This window comes from Hydrogenophilus islandicus, assembly GCF_054657095.1.
Window position 1 is genome coordinate 152,886 of sequence record NZ_BAAHXE010000001.1, and the last position, 18,125, is coordinate 171,010.

At 62.2% G+C, this 18,125-nt stretch carries 14 protein-coding genes; 5 read left to right on the plus strand and 9 right to left on the minus strand.

The features are described from left to right. Nucleotides 1–20: 20 nt before the first annotated feature. The 3 genes from rfbD to ipdC form a co-directional block, all read right to left on the minus strand. Complete coding sequence (gene rfbD, locus ACYQ6T_RS00770) at nt 21–929, minus strand: dTDP-4-dehydrorhamnose reductase (RefSeq protein WP_459826465.1); 909 nt, start codon at nt 927–929, stop codon at nt 21–23. Then, on the minus strand, nt 926–2,008 hold the full coding sequence (gene rfbB, locus ACYQ6T_RS00775) for a dTDP-glucose 4,6-dehydratase (protein WP_459826542.1): 1,083 nt from the start codon (nt 2,006–2,008) through the stop codon (nt 926–928). Before rfbB ends, rfbD begins: the two co-directional genes overlap by 4 nt. 106 nt (nt 2,009–2,114) lie before the next feature. Continuing rightward, entirely contained in the window at nt 2,115–3,734 is a 1,620-nt protein-coding gene (ipdC, locus tag ACYQ6T_RS00780) for an indolepyruvate/phenylpyruvate decarboxylase (RefSeq protein ID WP_459826466.1), read from the minus strand. Nucleotides 3,735–3,856: 122 nt separating this feature from the next. Between ipdC and yajC the strand changes: the two genes are divergently transcribed. Genes yajC through secF form a run of 3 tightly spaced genes read left to right on the plus strand, consistent with a single transcriptional unit; the run spans nt 3,857 to nt 6,988 of the window. After that, nucleotides 3,857–4,183 (plus strand): preprotein translocase subunit YajC, encoded by a 327-nt coding sequence (gene yajC, locus ACYQ6T_RS00785; protein WP_459826468.1) that lies wholly within the window; start codon nt 3,857–3,859, stop codon nt 4,181–4,183. A gap of 21 nt (nt 4,184–4,204) precedes the next feature. After that, the gene (secD, locus tag ACYQ6T_RS00790) at nt 4,205–6,043 is read left to right on the plus strand and encodes a protein translocase subunit SecD (RefSeq protein ID WP_459826470.1); all 1,839 of its coding nucleotides are present in this window, start codon (nt 4,205–4,207) and stop codon (nt 6,041–6,043) included. A gap of 12 nt (nt 6,044–6,055) precedes the next feature. Next, on the plus strand, nt 6,056–6,988 hold the full coding sequence (gene secF / locus ACYQ6T_RS00795; RefSeq protein ID WP_459826472.1) for a protein translocase subunit SecF: 933 nt from the start codon (nt 6,056–6,058) through the stop codon (nt 6,986–6,988). Between the two features lie 139 nt (nt 6,989–7,127). Here the strand turns inward: secF and ACYQ6T_RS00800 are convergent, their stop codons facing one another. The 3 genes from ACYQ6T_RS00800 to ACYQ6T_RS00810 are packed head-to-tail and all read right to left on the minus strand — an operon-like array spanning nt 7,128 to nt 10,044. Beyond that, nucleotides 7,128–8,135 (minus strand): TRAP transporter substrate-binding protein, encoded by a 1,008-nt coding sequence (locus ACYQ6T_RS00800; protein ID WP_459826474.1) that lies wholly within the window; start codon nt 8,133–8,135, stop codon nt 7,128–7,130. A 25-nt stretch (nt 8,136–8,160) separates the two neighbouring features. Further along, entirely contained in the window at nt 8,161–9,444 is a 1,284-nt protein-coding gene (locus tag ACYQ6T_RS00805; RefSeq protein WP_459826476.1) for a TRAP transporter large permease, read from the minus strand. Further along, on the minus strand, nt 9,445–10,044 hold the full coding sequence (locus ACYQ6T_RS00810) for a TRAP transporter small permease (protein ID WP_459826478.1): 600 nt from the start codon (nt 10,042–10,044) through the stop codon (nt 9,445–9,447). Nucleotides 10,045–10,117: 73 nt separating this feature from the next. Between ACYQ6T_RS00810 and ACYQ6T_RS00815 the strand changes: the two genes are divergently transcribed. Both ACYQ6T_RS00815 and ACYQ6T_RS00820 read left to right on the plus strand, forming a co-directional pair. Next, nucleotides 10,118–12,046: a two-component system sensor histidine kinase NtrB gene (locus ACYQ6T_RS00815; RefSeq protein ID WP_459826480.1), complete on the plus strand. Its 1,929-nt coding sequence runs from the start codon at nt 10,118–10,120 to the stop codon at nt 12,044–12,046. Continuing rightward, the gene (locus ACYQ6T_RS00820; RefSeq protein WP_459826482.1) at nt 12,043–12,690 is read left to right on the plus strand and encodes a response regulator transcription factor; all 648 of its coding nucleotides are present in this window, start codon (nt 12,043–12,045) and stop codon (nt 12,688–12,690) included. Before ACYQ6T_RS00815 ends, ACYQ6T_RS00820 begins: the two co-directional genes overlap by 4 nt. Here the strand turns inward: ACYQ6T_RS00820 and purB are convergent. From purB to secA, 3 genes are all read right to left on the minus strand, one after another. Beyond that, nucleotides 12,673–14,046: an adenylosuccinate lyase gene (gene purB / locus ACYQ6T_RS00825; protein ID WP_459826544.1), complete on the minus strand. Its 1,374-nt coding sequence runs from the start codon at nt 14,044–14,046 to the stop codon at nt 12,673–12,675. The genes ACYQ6T_RS00820 and purB overlap by 18 nt on opposite strands. 68 nt (nt 14,047–14,114) lie before the next feature. Then, on the minus strand, nt 14,115–15,353 hold the full coding sequence (argJ, locus tag ACYQ6T_RS00830) for a bifunctional glutamate N-acetyltransferase/amino-acid acetyltransferase ArgJ (RefSeq protein WP_459826484.1): 1,239 nt from the start codon (nt 15,351–15,353) through the stop codon (nt 14,115–14,117). A 29-nt stretch (nt 15,354–15,382) separates the two neighbouring features. After that, nucleotides 15,383–18,121 carry a preprotein translocase subunit SecA gene (gene secA / locus ACYQ6T_RS00835; protein WP_459826486.1) on the minus strand — a complete coding sequence of 913 codons (2,739 nt, stop codon included), beginning with the start codon at nt 18,119–18,121 and terminating at the stop codon, nt 15,383–15,385. Nucleotides 18,122–18,125 lie beyond the last annotated feature (4 nt).

An 18,125-nucleotide genomic window follows, 5' to 3' on the forward strand; every position in this document is an offset into this window, starting at 1 on the left:
CCGATGATCGCACGTGCATTTCACCCCGTCGCGCAGCAGTGGACGAGCACCTCGACCGTGCGCGCGACCTCCTCTTGCCACGGCGGGAGGGTGATGCCGAGGAGCTGGCGGAGGCGTGTCGTGTCGAGACGCGAGTTGTGCGGCCGCGCTGCTGCCGTGGGGTAGTCGGCAGTGGTGATCGACCGAATCGCTTCCGGGGCAACGGCAAGCGGCCAACCGTAGCGCGCCGCACAGGTCAAGAGGTATTGCGCGTAATGGTACCAGCTCACCTCCCCTTGCGGTGTCAAATGGAGGAGCGGGGGGAGCGCGATTTCGGGCGTGAGGAGCCGGGCAAGGAGCCGTTCACTCACCGCAGCGATCAACTCCACCCCGGTCGGCGCACCGATCTGGTCGGTGACCACCGCAAGCTCCTTTCGCGAGCGCGCAAGCCGCAACATTGTTTTCAGGAAGTTATTGCCGTGCGGGCCAAAGACCCAGGAGACGCGGAGAATCACGGCGCGCGCACCGCTTGCCCGGATCATCTCCTCACCGGCCAGTTTGCTCGCCCCGTAGGTGTTGCACGGGGCGGGGGGGTCGTCTTCGCGATAGGGGCGATCGAGGGTGCCGTCGAAGACGTAGTCGGTCGAGTAGTGCAGCAGCGCCGCACCGTTCGCTTGGCACCACGCTGCGAGCAGCGCGGGGAGGTCGCGATTGAGCCGGTAGGCGATCGCGGGTTCGCTTTCGGCGCGGTCGACCGCGGTGTAGGCAGCGGCGTTGACGATCGCCGCCGGTCGCGTTGCCGCAAGGAAGTGCTCGACGGCTGCCAAGTCGGTGAGGTCGAGCGTTTGGCGATCGGGAGCGATCAGGTCGTAGTCGAGCGCAAGCCGCGGCGCCAACGTCCAACCGACCTGCCCCGTGCGGCCAAGGAGCAGCAGCTTCGGCCGACTCATCGCGCCTCCCCAACGGGACGGTGCGCGTATTGGCGCTCGACCCACTCGCGGTAGGCGCCACTCCTCACCCGCTTGACCCAGTCGCGGTGGGTGAGGTACCAGCGCACGGTCTTCTCCAGGCCACTCGCGAAACTCTCCGCAGGTTTCCAGCCCAGTTCGCGGGCGATTTTGCGCGCGTCGATCGCGTAACGCCGGTCGTGGCCCGGACGGTCGGCGACAAAGGTGATCTGTTCGCGGTAGGAGCGACCGTCCGGGCGCGGTTGAAGGCGGTCGAGGAGGTCGCAGAGGGTGGCGACCACGGAGAGGTTCGTCTGTTCGTTCCACCCGCCGATGTTGTAGGTCTCGCCGGGGGTTCCGGCGTCGAGCACCCGCCGCACCGCAGCGCAGTGGTCTTCAACGTAGAGCCAGTCACGGATCTGTTGGCCATCCCCGTAGATCGGGAGCGGCTCGCCGGCAAGCGCTCGGAGGAGACAGAGGGGAATGAGCTTTTCGGGGAATTGCCTCGGGCCGTAGTTGTTCGAGCAGTTGGTGGTGAGGGTCGGAAGCCCATAGGTGTGGTGGTAGGCGCGCACGAGGTGGTCGGACCCCGCTTTGCTCGCCGCGTAGGGGGAGTTCGGCGCGTAGGGGGTCGTCTCGGTGAAGGGGGGATCGTTCGGCCCGAGGGTGCCGTAGACTTCGTCGGTCGAGACGTGGAGGAAGCGAAACGAATGCCGTGCCGCGTCAGGCAGCTGCTGCCAGTAGGCACGCGCCGCCTCGAGGAGGCGGAAGGTGCCGACGACGTTGGTCTGGACAAAGGCCTCGGGGCCGAGAATGCTGCGGTCGACGTGCGACTCGGCGGCGAAATGGATCACCGCGCGGATCTGGTGTTCAGCAAGGAGCTGGGCAACGAGCGACTGATCGGCAATGTCGCCGTGGACAAAGGTGTGGCGGGGGTCGTTGAGCACCTCTGCAAGGTTGTCGAGGTTGCCGGCGTAGGTGAGCGCGTCGAGCGTCACTACCGGCTCGTCGCGTTCGGCAAGCCACGTCAGGACGAAATTGCTGCCGATGAAACCAGCGCCACCCGTGACCAGTATCGCCATCGTCTGTACCCGCCCCTCTCCAGTCAACAGGGGCAATTGTACCCGAATGGAGCAAGCGATCAGGGGTGCGCCGGTGCGTCAGCTCCTGCGCGTGGGATTTTAGATTTTAGGCCGAGCTACTGAGCCGTTTCACGCCGGCGACAAAGCGGGCAAGCGTCGGGGACATCGCGCCCCGGGGAATCATCGCTTCGATCAGCTGGAAGCGGCCGCGGGTGCGCCATGCGCGATCAAGCGCCGCTTTCAGTTCCCGTCGGGTCCGGACACGCACCCCGTCGCCCCCCATCCCTTCGGCCATCGCGGCAAAGTGCCAATCGTCGAGATCGTTGAAGCGCGATTCGGGTTGGAAGGCGCGAAGCATCTCCCAACTGGCGTTGTTGAGCACAATCACAATGGGATCCCACCCATAGCGCCGACAGTTCCCCAACTCCCAACCCGTCATCTGAAAGGCACCATCCCCAACCAGAATGATCGGCCGCTCGCCACACGCGCAGATCCCCATCCCGGCGGGAACGCCAAACCCCATCGTCGCGTAGTAACCCGGCGCAACCAGCGCCGTATGGACGATCTCCATCGCGGTAAAGAGGCAATCCCCGGTATCGGCGGCAAGGGGGATCTGGCCGTGGGCGGCAATCAGGTCATTGACTGCGGTCGCAATCGCTTGCGGCGTGATCGCAGCGTCATCGGCAACCAACCCGGTAGGATAGTTCCGTTTCGCCGGTTGGAAACGCTCCCCGCGATCGGGAGTCCGCTCCAGCAGGGCCGCAACCAACCGATCGAGCGGAATCTCGGGATAGCGATGGTGGGCGATACGCACTTCGCCGTCAAAAGCGTGCATGGTTCGCCGCAGGTCAATGCGCTTCTCGGATACAGCAAAGTTGGTATCAGAAAGGATCACCCCCAGCAGAAAGAGTCCATCGCTCTCTTCGACCAGACGGGTGATCTCCGGATCCCCCGCGATCCCCATGTAGGTGCCGAGGAGCGGCGCTTCGGCGTCCGCCAACAGGCCACGCCCCATGAAGCTGGTGACCACTGGAACACCCAGCCGTTTGGCGAGCTCAGCCACTGCGCGCTCCACGCCGTAGCGCCGCACCTCAACGCCAACGAGCAGCACCGGTTGTTTTGCCGAGCGAAGTCGCTGCAGAATTTCGTCGGCACACGCCGCCACTGCTTCTGGGTCATACCTCGTCGGGGGAAGCGGCGGCACAGGGTCAGAGGGCGCGGCAACCAGGTCGCGCGGGAGTTCAATGTAGACTGGTCGCGAATGGCGCTTCGCGCTCGCCAAAACCTGTGCGATCCTTTGCGGTGCTGTGGCCGGGTCGTCGAGACGGACTTGGTCGCAGGTGATCTCCTGGTAGATCCGATACTGCGAATCGAGCGTCTTGGCTTGGTGATGAAGAAAGAGGCCAGAGCTCGCTTCCCGAGCGCCCGGCGCCCCTGAGATCACCACAACCGGCGACTTTTCTGCGTAGGCTGCAGCAACGGCATTGACCATATTGAGGGCGCCGGCACCGTAGGTGACTGCCGCAACCCCCAGACCGCCGTGGTAACGGGCCGCAGCGTCGGCGGCAAAGCCGACGCCGGGTTCATGAGAAAAAGTGTAGAGCGGTAAGATTCGGCTCTCTTCGATGATTCGAAAGTAGGGAAGCGCAAAATCGCCCGGGATACCAAAAATCTGCTGGGCACCGTTGGCTTTGAGCGCATGAAGAAGTGCTGTAGTGATGTTCATTTTCTCGCTCCTTTGGGTGTGAATGAGACGAATTATCTCACCTTAGTGCGGCACTGAGCCACATGCCTTCGCCGATCTGGGACGTGCCGATGTTACAATGACTTTTTTTGGGAGCTTGAACCATGTGGATCAACAACGCCTACGCTCAAGCAGCCAACGCTGCCGACCCAACGGGGGGTCTCATGCAGCTTCTGCCGCTCATCTTGATGTTTGTGATCATCTGGTTTTTGATGATCCGTCCCCAGATGAAACGGGCAAAAGAACACAAGCAGATGCTCGAAGCGCTCAAGGTGGGCGACGAGGTCCTCACCCAAGGGGGGATCATCGGCATCGTGCGTGCTTTAGATGACCAATGGGTTACGGTGGAGATCGCCAAAGGGGTCGAAGTGGTGGTCCAAAAGCCAACGATCGTCGCGGTATTGGTCAAAGGGACGGTCAAACACCTCTAACTCTGCGAAAGCGCTGCGTCTATGAACCGCACTCCGCTGTGGAAAACGATCCTGATCCTGCTCGTGATTGCGGCAGGCGTCCTCTACGCCCTTCCCAACCTCTTCGGGGAGATTCCCGCGGTGCAGGTCGCACCGATCAAGGCCGGTAGCCCGTGGAACGTCACCGAGGTCGAAACGCGCATTGTCGAGACGCTCAAAGAGGCGGGGGTGACTGCGAACGGCTTTGACCGCGACCCCGACGGTTTGCGAGTGCGGTTTGCCGATACCGAAACTCAACTCAAAGCCCGTGACCTGATCGACGCAGCGCTCAACAGCGACCCCAAAAAACCGCGCTACATCGTCGCGCTCAACCTCATCCCCGGTGCGCCGAAGTGGTTGCTCGCGATCGGCGCGAAACCGATGTACCTTGGGCTTGACCTCCGCGGTGGCGTTCACTTTCTCCTCGAAGTCGATATGGAGGGGGCGATTGCGCAGCGGCTCGACGCTTTGGCTGCGGACATCCGGTCGACGCTTCGATCGGAACAGATCCGCTCGCGTGGTATCAGTCGGCAAGGCAACACGATCGTTGCCCGGTTTGCCGAACTGGAGACCGGCCAACGGGCCCGCACGGTGCTCGCAAAGACCTTCCCTGAGCTCACCTTTGACCTGAGCGAGTCCCCCGACGAGGTTCGTCTCGTCGCGCGGCTCACCCCGTCAGCAGAGAAGACGATTCGGGAGTTCGCCCTCAAACAGAACATCACGACGCTCCACAACCGCATCAACGAACTGGGGGTTGCCGAACCGGTGATCCAGCAACAGGGTGCGAACCGCATCGTGGTTCAGCTCCCGGGCGTCCAAGATGTGGCGAAGGCGAAAGATATCCTCGGCCGAACCGCGACGCTCGAGGTGCGGATGGTCGACGAAACTCCGGGAGCACTCGAGGCAGCGCTCGCAGGCCGCGTCCCGCCGGGCACAGAGCTCCTCTATGAGCGCAACGGCCGGCCGATCCTGGTCAAGCGCGACGTGGTGCTGACCGGCGAGCGGCTCACCGACGCCCAACCCGGGTTCGACAGTCAAACCCAGGAGCCCGCCGTTCACCTCACCCTCGACGCCGCTGGCGCACGGATCTTCCGCGACGTCACCCGGGAAAATGTAGGCAAACGGATGGCAATTCTCTTGATCGATCGCGGCGTTGCCGAAGTGGTCACCGCCCCCGTGATCCGTACCGAAATTGGTGGCGGACGGGTGCAGATCTCCGGCGCGATGACCACCGCCGAGGCGCGCGACATTGCGCTCCTCTTGCGCGCCGGAAGCCTCGCCGCCCCGATGCGCATCGTCGAAGAGCGGACGATCGGGCCGAGCCTTGGGAAAGAGAATATCGAACGGGGGGTCAAGGCCACGCTCTACGGTTTGATTGCGATCGCGCTCTTCATGACCGTCTATTACGAGGTGATCGGCGTAATCTCGGTCATCGCCCTTTTGGTCAACCTCGTGTTGCTCGTCGCACTCCTCTCGCTCCTCCAAGCCACGCTGACCCTCCCCGGGATCGCTGCAGTAGCGCTTACCCTGGGGATGGCGATCGATGCCAACGTCCTCATCAACGAACGGATTCGTGAGGAGCTCCGTGCGGGTGTCTCACCGCAGCTCGCGATCGCTGCCGGCTACGACCGGGCGTTCGATACCATCTTGGACTCCAACATCACGTCGCTGATCGCCGGCCTCGCCCTCCTCATTTTCGGTTGGGGGCCGGTACGTGGCTTTGCCGTGGTCCATGTGCTGGGGATCCTCACCTCGATCTTCAGTGCGGTGCTCGTCTCGCGCTGGATGGTCAATGGGGTCTATGGGGGTCAGCAACGCATTTCACGTATTCGGATCGGTTAAAGGGACCGTGCCATGGAATTTTTTCGCCCCCGCGCAGACATCCCCTTCATGCGCCATGCGCTCCTCTTCAACGTGATCTCGATCGCGCTCTTTCTGGTTGCGGTCGCAAGCCTCGTCGTGCGCGGTCTCAACCTCTCGATCGAATTCACTGGGGGAACGCTCGTTGAGGTGCGCAGCAGCGAACCGATCGCGCTCGAACCGCTTCGTACCCTCTTTGCCAACAACGGTTTTCCTGAGGCGCAGGTGCAACATTTTGGTTCGACCAAAGAGGCGATTGTGCGCCTCGCGCAACACGATGAGCTTCCCCCTGAGCAGGTCGCCGATCGTTTGCGTCGCCTCTTTGCCGAAAACCTCCCGGCAGTGACGATTACCCGCGTCGAATTCGTCGGACCGCAAGTGGGTCAAGAGCTGGCGACAAACGGTGCGTTGGCGCTCTTGATCGTGGTGGTTGGGATTGTGATCTACCTCGCATTTCGCTTCGAGTGGCGCTTCGCGATCGCCGCGATCATCGCCAACCTCCACGATGTGGTCATTATTATCGGCTTTTTCTCTTTGTTTCAATGGGAGTTCTCGCTCCCGGTCCTTGCCGCGGTGCTCGCCGTGCTCGGTTACTCGGTAAATGAAACGGTGGTGATCTTCGACCGCGTTCGGGAGAAGATGCGGGCGAGCAGAGGTGCAGTCTCCACTGCGGCGCTCCTTGACCACGCGATCACCTCGACGATGTCGCGGACCGTGATCACCCACGGCAGCACCCTCGCAATGGTCCTCTCGATCCTGATCTTTGGCGGGGAGACCCTCTACAACTTTGCGTTGGCGCTCACGATCGGGATCCTTTTCGGCATCTACTCGTCGATCTTCGTCTCCGCGGCGCTCGTGATGTGGCTGGGGGTGACGCGCGAGTCGCTCATCAAGCCGGAACGTAAGAAAGAGGAGGCAGTGGTTTAACGTCTGGGATTTCGAACGCGTCATTGCAGACGCGGAAACTCAGCAGCGCTCCTTGACGGAGCGTGAAGAGAAGGGTAACAGCCTGAACCCGTGCGCCGATTGACGGCCAAGTCGAAAGCACGGATTCAGGCATTCCTCCTTACCGCATCTTCTTCGGATCGAAACCGGTGGCCTGATAGATCATTTCGATCGTCTCTTTGCCAATCCGCGACGCCATCTCCTCGTGCACCGGAATCAGCGCCTTCTTGAGCGCGAGCTTCTCGTCTGGGGTCAGCTCAATGATTTCGCTCGTCCCAGCCTTACGAACCGCCTCAAGTGCCTTGTCGTTCTCCTCCTTCGCGATCGCATTGGCGTATTCGGTCGCTTCCTGCATCGCCTTCTCGAGCTGCGTGCGGATCTCGGCAGGCAACCCTTCCCAGAAGCGCTTGTTGGCGATCACCGCGTAACCGAGATAGCCGTGGTCGGAGAGGGTGACATACTTCTGCACCTCGTGCATCTTCTGGGTATAGAGGTTCGAGGGCGGGTTTTCGGTCCCATCGACCACCCCCGTTTGCAGCGCCTGATAGACTTCGGAGAAGGCCATCACCTGGGGTAGCGCCCCAAGCGCCCGCATCTGCGCTTCGAGCACCTTCGAGGATTGGATGCGCATCTTCAACCCTTTGAAATCCTCAGGCTTACGCAGCGGTTTGTTGGCCGAAAAGACTTTGAAGCCGTTGTCCCAATAGGCGAGCCCCTTGATCCCTTTCGGTTCGAGCGCCTCAAGAAGCTTCTTCCCGACCGGCCCATAGGTGACCTTGTGGAGATCATCATAGCCATCAAAGATGTAAGGAAGGTCGAACGCTTCGAACTGCCGCACCCCCAACGGTCCAAATTTGGCGAGCGACGGGGCAAGAAGATGAACCGCCCCAAGTTGCAGCGCTTCGAGCTCCTCTTTGTCTTTGTAGAGGGTGCTGTTCGGATAGACCTCGACCTTCACCGCCCCATGGGTATATTTTTCCGCGAGCTCCTTGAACTTGAGCGCCCCTTTTCCCTTCGGCGTATCTTCAGCAACGACGTGGCTGAATTTGATCACGATCGGCTCCGCCCCGTGCGCGGCGACGACAATGCCGGCAACAGCGAGTGCCACCAGTAGTCCTCTCACTTTCATAGTCACCTCCGATGAAAGGCTGCCGTTACATCATCCCCAACGCCCGCGGCAGCCACAACGAGAGCGTTGGCCAGTAGGTTACCAAAACCAGGAACAGCAACATCGTCATGAGCCACGGCACCACCGCAACGCTCACCTCGGTGAGCCCTGCACGGGTGATGCCGCTCGCGACAAAGAGGTTCAACCCCACGGGCGGCGTGATCATCCCGATCTCCATGTTCACAGTAACGACGACGCCAAAATGGACCGGGTCGATGCCCAGAGCGACCGCGACGGGAAAGAGGATCGGCGCCAAGATGAGAATGATCGAGCTCGGTTCCATCAGGCTACCCGCTAGGAGCAACAGGATATTGACGATCAGGAGAAACCCAACCGGCCCAAGCCCGAGATCGATGATGAGTTGCGCCAGGCGCTGGGGAATCTGTTCGCTCGTGAGGATGAACGAGAAGAGGACCGCTCCGGAGATGATGAAGAAGAGCATCGACGCCATGTTGGCCGAATCGATCAACACCCGCGGCACGTCGCGCCATCTGAGGTCGCGATAGACAAAGAGCGCGATCACGGCGGCATAGACGGCGCTCATCGCCGCCGCCTCGGTGGCGGTAAAGATCCCGGCGTAGATGCCACCCATGACGATCACGATAAGGAGTAACCCCCAGGTAGCGTCGCGGAACGCCGCCCACCGCTCCGACCACGACGCTTTGGGTTGCCGGGGGAAGCCGTTCTTCTTCGCTTGCCACCAGGTGGTCGCCGCCAACATCAGCGTCAAAACAAGCCCGGGAATCACTCCAGCCATGAAGAGCGCCCCGATCGACGAGTTGGTGGTCACCGCGTACATCACCATCACGATCGACGGGGGAATGAGAATCCCCAAACCGCCGGCGGAGGCGACCGTGCCGATGGCAAACCGGCGGGAGAATCCTTGCTTCAACATCGCCGGGATGAGGATCGAGCCGATCGCGAGCACCGTCGCTGGCGAGGAGCCAGAGACCGCGGCAAAGAGCGCGCACGCCGCGACCGCGGTCATCCCAAGCCCCCCCGTGATGTGGCCGACCATGACGTTCGCGAAGCGGATCATGCGCCGTGCTACTCCGCCACTCGTCAAAAAGTTTCCAGCAAGGATGAAAAAAGGGATCGCAAGGAGCTCAAATTTCTCCACCGCGGAGTACATCTTGAGCGTCACCGACTCGAGGGGGACGTTCGCCATCACCCCCATGAAGAGGAAGACGGTGAGGCCGAGCGCGACCCCGATCGGCATACCGATCGCCATCAAAAGGAAAAGGAGACCGAAAAGCATTGCCGCGTTCATTTACGCCTCCTCCAGCCCGGCAACATGGGCCACCTGGTGGCGAGGCAGTTCGCCACTTCGCCAAAAGCGGAGCAACACCTCGAGAAAGCGCCACGCCATCAATGCGCCGCCCAACGGAATCACCGAATAGACCGCCCATGTCGGCCACTCGAGGTCGGGCGTAATCGGCCCTTCAAAGTAGGGCCCAGGGTCTACCCCCACGGCGGTGTAGAACGCGTAGGCCATGCCGTTCTCCCAGACAAAGCGGGTACCGAACCAGGCGGTCAAAACGCAGAAGAGCAGTCCCGCTGAAAGCCCCAAAGTGACCAGCACTTGCCGCGTCACGCCCGTTGCCCGCTCGGTGACGAGGTCGACCCCGACGTGGATGCCGGTCCGCACCCCATACGCCGCGCCGATTTTGGCCATCCACGCAGCACAGATCAGGGCGAATTCCTGCGCCCAACCGAAATCGCGTGCCAAGAGCCAATCTTGAAGATAGGGGATCGACACCCCGCTGAGGTACCGATGCACGACCGCCACAAAAATCACCACGGTGGTGAGCAGCAACAGAAAACCGATCGACCACTCTTCCAAGTGGTTGAGGAAGGAACGCACCTTCATCAGCACTCTCCAGGATACTGTCGCCGGTCATTATGCGACAATCCTGTACGAAACGCTATTGTGGAATTCCACTATGCCTGGCGTCTCCCGCCAAAGCCCCCTCTTCTGGCCGCCGCTTGTCGCCATGCTCGCCCTCCTTCTTGCCTTGGCCGCCACCGCCCTCTACCAGTGGCGCAGCATCGCGGAGCAGCGTTCTCAGCAACGCATTCAAGACACCCTGTGGCTGCGTCAGTATTTGATCTTTCAGCTCGAAGATCTGCACAATAAATTGAAAAGTGCCAAAGAGGCGCTTTCGGCCCCTGAGGGGGCACTCTCCTTCAGTGTGACGCAGGGGCTTCTCTTTCGTCAGCACAGCGAACTGACACGCCTTGAAATGGTCGCCGCAGCAGAAAACCCTCTGCCCTGCACCGCGCCCCACCCCTGGTCCTTCTCCGCTGCTCCCGATGCAAAACCGCGACTCGTCTGGTGCCAATCGCTCGGCAACGGCCTTGCGCTCGCCGCGCACATCGATCTCTCCGAGCTCCTCGCGCAGGCGCCATGGTGGATTTTGCAGCACTACCATGCCGCACTCTACGACGCCCAGGGCGAACTCCTCGCCGAGCGCGGGGCGACGCGCAATAGCCGTAGCCCAGAGTCACGCTACCGCACGGTGGTCACCCTTCCCGGGGTGGAGTGGATGGTTGAACTGGCCGGAGATCCTCCCGTCACTCCCTTTGCCCAGCGCCTGCTGCTGGCGGCAAGTTTGACGTTGGGTTTGGCGGCGGTGGCCGCGATCGGCTTTGCTGCTCAGGCCACTCAAGCGCGCCTCAAGGCTCTCAAAGCATTGAAGGATGAAGTCGCCTTCCGCCGCGCGATGGAAAACTCACTGACGGTTGGACTTCGCGCGCGGGATCGGAACGGAACAATCCTCTACGTCAACGACGCCTTCTGCGCGATGACCGGTTTTTCCGCCGACGAGTTGATCGGCCGCGCCCCTCCCATGCCCTACTGGGATCCCCAAGAACGGGAGCGGACCGAAACGTTGCACCGCCAGATTCTCGCCGGTGAGGGCCCGAGCGGGGGTTTTGAGATTCTCTTTCGCCGAAAAGATGGCCGACCGCTTGAAGCACTCATATTTGAAGCCCCTCTTGTCGACGGTGACGGGGACCAGATCGGCTGGATGGCGTCGGTGATCGACGTCACCGAACAGCGACAGAAAGAGCGCGAAATGGAGTGGCAGCGCAGCCGACTTGCTGCCCAGGCGCGCCTCATCACCTTGGGGGAGATGGCCGCGGCGATCGCCCACGAGCTCAACCAACCCCTGCTGGCGATCGCCAGCTACGCGAGTGGCGCGCGCCACCTGCTTTCCGCCCAAGGGAGAGAGACGGCGACCTCCCCAGCTGTCGAAGAGGCGCTTGCGGCGATCGAACGTCAGGCGCTGCGTGCCGGGGAGGTGGTTCGGCGAATCCGCCACTTCAGTCGCCACCGAGAGCCGCTCTACGCCCCCCATCCCCTGCCCGCCCTCGTTGCCGAGGTCGTGCAACTGGTCGAGCCGCTGGCACGACGAAGTGGCGTGCACATCATGATCGAAGCGGCAGAGGAGGTTGTCGTTCATGTCGATGCGATCCTCTTCCAACAAGCGATCGCCAATCTGCTGATCAACGGAATCGAAGCAGCTGCCGAACCAGATGCGATCGCCCATCGAGTCACACTCTCGTGGCGGCCACACCAGGCCGAGCGCATGGTCGAGATCACCCTGCGCGACTGGGGACCCGGTTTGGTCGAGAAGGAGTGGGAACAGCTTGGGGAGGCGTTTGTCACCCACAAACCCGACGGAGTGGGCTTGGGATTGTGGGTGACCCGCTCTGTGGTCGAAGCCCATCGCGGGCAGTTGCGGGTCGAACGACACCCGGACGGGGGGACGGTGGCAACACTCCTCATCCCCTGTGCTTCTCCTCACCAGGAGGTGCAACCCCTGCAACCGCCAGAACTGGGCACTCATCGGACGGCGGAGCAGCGATGAGCCCCCAGGTACCGATCTTTCTCATCGACGACGACGCCGACGTCCGGGAAGCGCTGCGCTGGATGCTTGCAGCGCGCGGTTTCTCAGTGCGCGATTTTCCCTCTGTGGCCGCCTTCCTTGCAGCCACACCCGCCACAGCCCGAGGCGTCGTCGTGATGGATCTTCGGATGCCCGAAATAGATGGCCTCAACGGCCAGGCGCTCCTTCGCCACCACGGTTACACGCTCCCGATCCTTTTTCTCACCGCGCACGGCAATGTGCCGAGCGCTGTCGTCGCGCTCAAACAGGGCGCGTTTGACTACCTCGAAAAGCCGATCAGCGGGGATCTGCTGGTGGCCAAGCTCGGGGAGGCGATCCGCTTCGAAGCGCACCTCTGGGAAGAGCGGCAGCGCGAAGCGCGTTGGACAGAAGGGGTGGCCAAATTGACTGAACGCGAACGCGAAGTGCTCTCCTTGACGCTTCAAGGGCTACCAGCGAAGACGATCGCTGAGCGGCTCGGGATTACGGTGCGCACAGTAGAGGTCCATCGGGGCCATCTCTTCGAGAAACTCGGGGTGAAGAGTGCGCTCGAGCTCGCAACCCAGATGCCCGTGCAGCTACGCACCAGCCTGATCGAGCAACGCGCGTCAGACTCGTCGGGCTAGTTCGCTCGCTTTCCCGGTGTAGTCGCCCGGCGTCATCGCCAGCAGGCGCGACTTGACCGCTTCGGGGAGCGGCAGGCTGCTGACGAATTCGCGCAGCCGTTCGGGGGTGATTCTCTGACCCCGGGTGAGCGCTTTGAGCTGTTCGTAGGGGTTGGGGAGGCCATAACGGCGCATCACCGTCTGCACCGCTTCGCCGAGCAACTCCCAAGCGTCGTCGAGGTCAGAAGCAATCGCCGCGGCGTCGACGTCGAGTTTCGCCAAACCTTTGGCGAAACTGTCGAGCGCCAGGAGCGTGTGGCCAAAAGCAACGCCGAGGTTGCGCAGCACCGTCGAGTCGCTGAGGTCACGCTGCAGGCGCGAGATCGGGAGCTTCTCGGCAAAGTGGCGAAAAAGGGCATTCGCCACCCCCAGATTCCCTTCAGCATTTTCGAAGTCGATGGGATTGACCTTGTGCGGCATCGTCGACGAGCCTACTTCGCCCGCTTTGAGTCGCTGGCGGAAGTAGCCGAGCGAAATATAGGTCCAGATGTCGCGTGCCGCATCGATCAAGATGGTGTTGGTGCGGGCAATCGCATCGGAGAGTTCGGCAATCGCGTCGTGCGGCTCGATCTGGATGGTGTAGGGGTTGAAAGTGAGCCCCAACGACTCGATGAAGCGGCGGTTGATCGCCTCCCAGTCGAGCTCTGGGTAGGCAGCGAGGTGGGCGTTGTAGTTCCCGACCGCGCCGTTGAACTTGGCAGTGAGCGCCACTGCCGCGATCCCCGCCCGCGCACGCTCGAGACGCGCGACGATGTTGGCGAGCTCTTTGCCAAGCGTCGTCGGGCTCGCGGGCTGACCGTGGGTCCGCGCCATCATCGCGAGGTCGGCGTGCTCATGCGCCATGGTGCGCAGCGTTGCGACCACCGCGTCAAGTTGCGCAAGCACAACGCGCCGGCCAGCCGCGAGCATCAGCGCATGGGCGACGTTGTTGATGTCTTCGCTCGTACAGGCGAAATGGACGAACTCTTTCGCGGCGGAAAGCTGCGGCAGCACCGCCAACCGCTCCTTCAGCCAATATTCGACCGCTTTGACGTCGTGGTTGGTTTCGCGCTCGATCGCCTTGATGCGCTGAGCGTCGGCTGCCGAGAAGTCGCGTGCAAGCCGTTCGACCTCCGTTCGGGTGGCCTCATCAAGCGGCGGCACTTCGGCGATCTCTGGGGTGGCTGAGAGGTGCAGAAGCCACGCTACCTCGACGCAGACCCGCGCGTGGATGAGCCCCCACTCTGAGAAGATCGACCGCAGAGGGTCGAGCTTTGCGGCATAGCGCCCATCGAGCGGCGAAAGGGCAAAGAGGGTCGCGTGGGGGGAAAGCGTCACGTCACTCGGCGCGGCAGGAAAGAAGGGAAAAGAAGGAGATTGTTGGGATTCAGTCATCGCAAAGGCCCTCAACTGCGGTATTCGGCATTGATCTTGACGTAATCGTAGGAGAGGTCGCAGGTCCAGACGGTTGCCGCGGCGGAACCCCGCCCCAGATCGATGCGGATCGTGAGCTCAGCGGCCTTCATGATGCGGGAAGCGACCTCCTCCTCATAGCTCGCCGCACGGCCGCCCGCTTCAGCAACGAGGGTCGTTTCCTCTCCGTTCGCGAGCCAGACGCGCACCTGCGAAGAGTCGAGGTCGCTGATTCCAGCGTAGCCGATCGCCGCGAGGATCCGCCCGAGGTTCGGGTCGGAGGCAAAGAGCGCGGTTTTTACGAGCGGCGAATGGGCCACCGCATAGGCAACCTGGCGGCACTCGTCACGGTTTCGCCCCCCCTCGACGGCAATGGTGACGAATTTGGTGGCACCTTCCCCATCCCGGACAATCGCCTGGGCGAGCCATTCGGCAAGCGAGGTGAGCGCGGCACGAAAGCGCTCGGAGTCGGGGCCATCCCCCGTGAGCTCGGGTCCGGTGCGGCGGGTCGCGACGACGACGAACGAGTCGTTGGTGGAGGTATCGCCATCGACGGTAATGGCGTTGAACGACCGGTCAGCGACCTCCCGGACCAGCGCGTCGAGCCACCCCGGGGCAACCCGCGCGTCGGTGGCGATGAAGCCGAGCATCGTCGCCATGTTCGGCCGGATCATCCCCGCCCCTTTGCTGATGCCGGTAAGCGTCACGCTACTCCCATCCGAGAGGGTGACGGTGCGGCTCGCCCCCTTGGGCACCGTATCGGTGGTCATGATCGCTTCGGCCGCTGCGGCCCAACCGGAGGGGGTGAGCGCAGCGATCGCGCGCGGCAGCGCGGCCTCCACCTTCGCAACGGGGAGCGGCTCGAGAATCACCCCCGTGGAAAAGGGGAGTACCGTCTCAGGGGGGATGGCAAGCGCCTCGGCGACAGCGGCGCAGGTACGCTCGGCATCGCGTAGCCCCGCAGCGCCCGTTCCCGCGTTCGCAACACCGGTGTTGATCACAAGCGCCCGGACGCGACCAGCGGTGGCCGCAAGATGGCGGCGACAGATCTCGACCGGCGCCGCACAGAAACGGTTCCGGGTAAAGACCCCTGCCGCGATCGTCCCTTCGTCGCACGCGATTACAGTGAGATCGCGCCGGTTCGCTTTGCGAATCCCCGCCTCTGTCGTTCCGACGCGTACACCGGGAACCGCGAGTAAAGTTTCAGGGTGAAATTCCAGATTCACAGCCATCGACTGCTCCTCTCGCAACAGGGCCGGTTTTACACCAACCGGCCATGACAATGTTTGTATTTTTTCCCCGAACCGCACGGACAGGGGTCGTTGCGCCCCACTTTCGGGAGCGCATGGCGAAGCGGCTCCCCTTTGGCAGCGGGTTCTTGGGCGTCGTTCTGCGCGGAAGGAGCACTCGCAACCTCCGGATGTTCGTAGTGCACCGCCTGGAGTTCCGGCTCGTGCTGAACCACCTCCTCGACCGCCTCGGGGGCTTGGATGCGAACGGTCATGAGAATCTGGACGACATCGCGCCGGATCGCCTCGAGCATCGCTTCAAAGAGTTCGAACGCCTCGCGTTTGTACTCCTGTTTCGGATTCTTCTGGGCGTAGCCCCGCAGATGAATCCCTTGGCGCAGGTGGTCCAACGCCGCAAGATGCTCGCGCCAGTGCTGATCGATGCTCTGGAGCAGCAGCGACCGTTCGAATTGGGCCCAAGCATGCGGGTCGACCAACCCCTTTTTCTCGGCGTAGACCCGATCGGCCTCAGCCAGAATCCGGGCGAGCATCGCTTCGTCGCTCAAATCGGGTTCCGCTTCGAGCCACCCTTGAATCGGCAGAGGAAGAGCGAACTCCCCTTCGAGCGCCTTCTCGAGTCCCGCAAGATCCCACTGCTCGACGATGCTGTCGTGCGGGACATAGGTGCGGAAGGTGTCGGTCAAGACGCCGGCGCGCATCTCGTCGATCATCTCGGCAACCGACTCGGCATCCACCACTTCGTTGCGTAGCGCATAGAGGACTTTGCGCTGTTCGTTGGCGACGTCGTCGTACTCGAGGAGCTGTTTGCGGATATCGAAGTTGTGCTGCTCGACGCGGCGCTGCGCGGTCTCGAGCGCCCGCGTCACCATCGGGTGCTCGATCGCCTCCCCCTCCGGCATCTTGAGGCGCACCATCAGCGCGTTGAGTCGGTCGCCAGCGAAGATTTTAAGGAGCGGGTCCTCGAGCGAAAGATAGAAGCGCGACGAACCGGGGTCGCCCTGCCGGCCGGCGCGCCCGCGCAACTGGTTGTCGATCCGGCGCGATTCGTGCCGTTCCGTCCCGATGATCCTGAGCCCCCCCGCTTCGATCACTTTGCGGTGGTTCTCTTGCCACTCCTGTTCGAGCGCCGTGATCCGCGCCTTTTTCTCCTCGTCGGAGAGATGGGGGTCGTTGGCGATCGCTTCCACCTGTGGTTTGATATTGCCGCCGAGAATGATGTCGGTGCCGCGGCCCGCCATGTTGGTGGCGATCGTCACCATCCCCGGGCGACCTGCCTGAGCAATGATCTCCGCTTCCCGCGCGTGCTGTTTGGCGTTCAGCAGCTGATGCGGAATCCCTTTTTTCTTGAGAAGCCCCGAGAGGAATTCGTTCACCTCGATCGAAGTCGTCCCGACGAGGACCGGTTGGCCACGGGCGCGGCACGCTTCGATCTCCTCGACCACCGCCTGCCACTTCTCTTTGGCGGTGCGGTAGATGCGGTCGTTCTCGTCGATGCGGATCATTGGGCGGTTGGTGGGGATGATCACCGTCTCCAAGCCGTAGATCTGCTGGAATTCGTAGGCTTCGGTGTCGGCGGTACCGGTCATCCCCGCCAGTTTTTCGTACATGCGGAAATAGTTCTGGAAGGTGATCGACGCGAGCGTCTGGTTTTCGGCGCGGATCGGCACCCCCTCTTTCGCTTCGATCGCCTGATGAAGCCCCTCCGACCAGCGCCGCCCGGGCATCAAGCGACCGGTGAATTCGTCGACGATGATGATTTCACCATCTTGCACGACGTAGTGCTGGTCGCGGTGAAAGAGGGCGTGCGCGCGCAACGCGGCAAAGAGGTGGTGCATCAGTGTGATGTTGCGAGGGTCATAGAGGCTCGAGCCTTCCGGCAACAACCCGTGCTGCGCGAGGATGCGCTCGACCTTTTCAAACCCCTGTTCGGTCAACAGCACCTGGCGCGCTTTGAGGTCGACGGTGTAGTCGCCCGCCTCAACCACCTCCCCCTCGGCCATCTTCTGTTCTGTGAGGTAAGGGATGATCGCGTTGATTTTGACGTAGAGCTCGGTGTGATCCTCGGCTTGCCCGGAGATGATGAGCGGGGTGCGCGCCTCATCGATCAGGATCGAGTCGACCTCGTCGACGATCGCGTAGTAAAGCCCCCGTTGGACGCGATCCTCAGGGCGGTAGACCATATTGTCGCGCAGGAAATCGAAACCAAATTCGTTATTCGTCCCATAGGTGATGTCGCAGCGGTAGGCAGACTGCTTGGCAGCATGGTCCATTCCCGGTAAATTGACGCCGACTGTGAGCCCAAGGAAGCGGTGCAATCGCCCCATCCACTCGGCATCCCGTCGGGCAAGGTAGTCGTTGACGGTCACGACATGGACCCCTTTGCCGGTGAGCGCGTTGAGGTACGACGGAAGCGTTGCGACCAAGGTCTTTCCTTCACCGGTGCGCATCTCGGCAATCTTTCCCTGATGGAGCGCAATGCCGCCAATCAACTGGACTTCGAAGTGGCGCATCCCGAGGACCCGTTTTCCAGCCTCCCGCACCACTGCAAACGCCTCCGGCAAAAGGGCGTCGAGACTCTCGCCATTTTCGAGCCGCGTTTTGAACTCCGCCGTCTTACCCTGGAGCTCCTGATCGCTCAACGAAGCGACCGTGGGCTCAAGCGCATTGATCCGCTCGACCACCTTGCGGTACTCTTTGATCAGCCGGTCGTTGCGACTACCGAAAATCTTTTTCAAAAGGTTGCCGATCATGCTA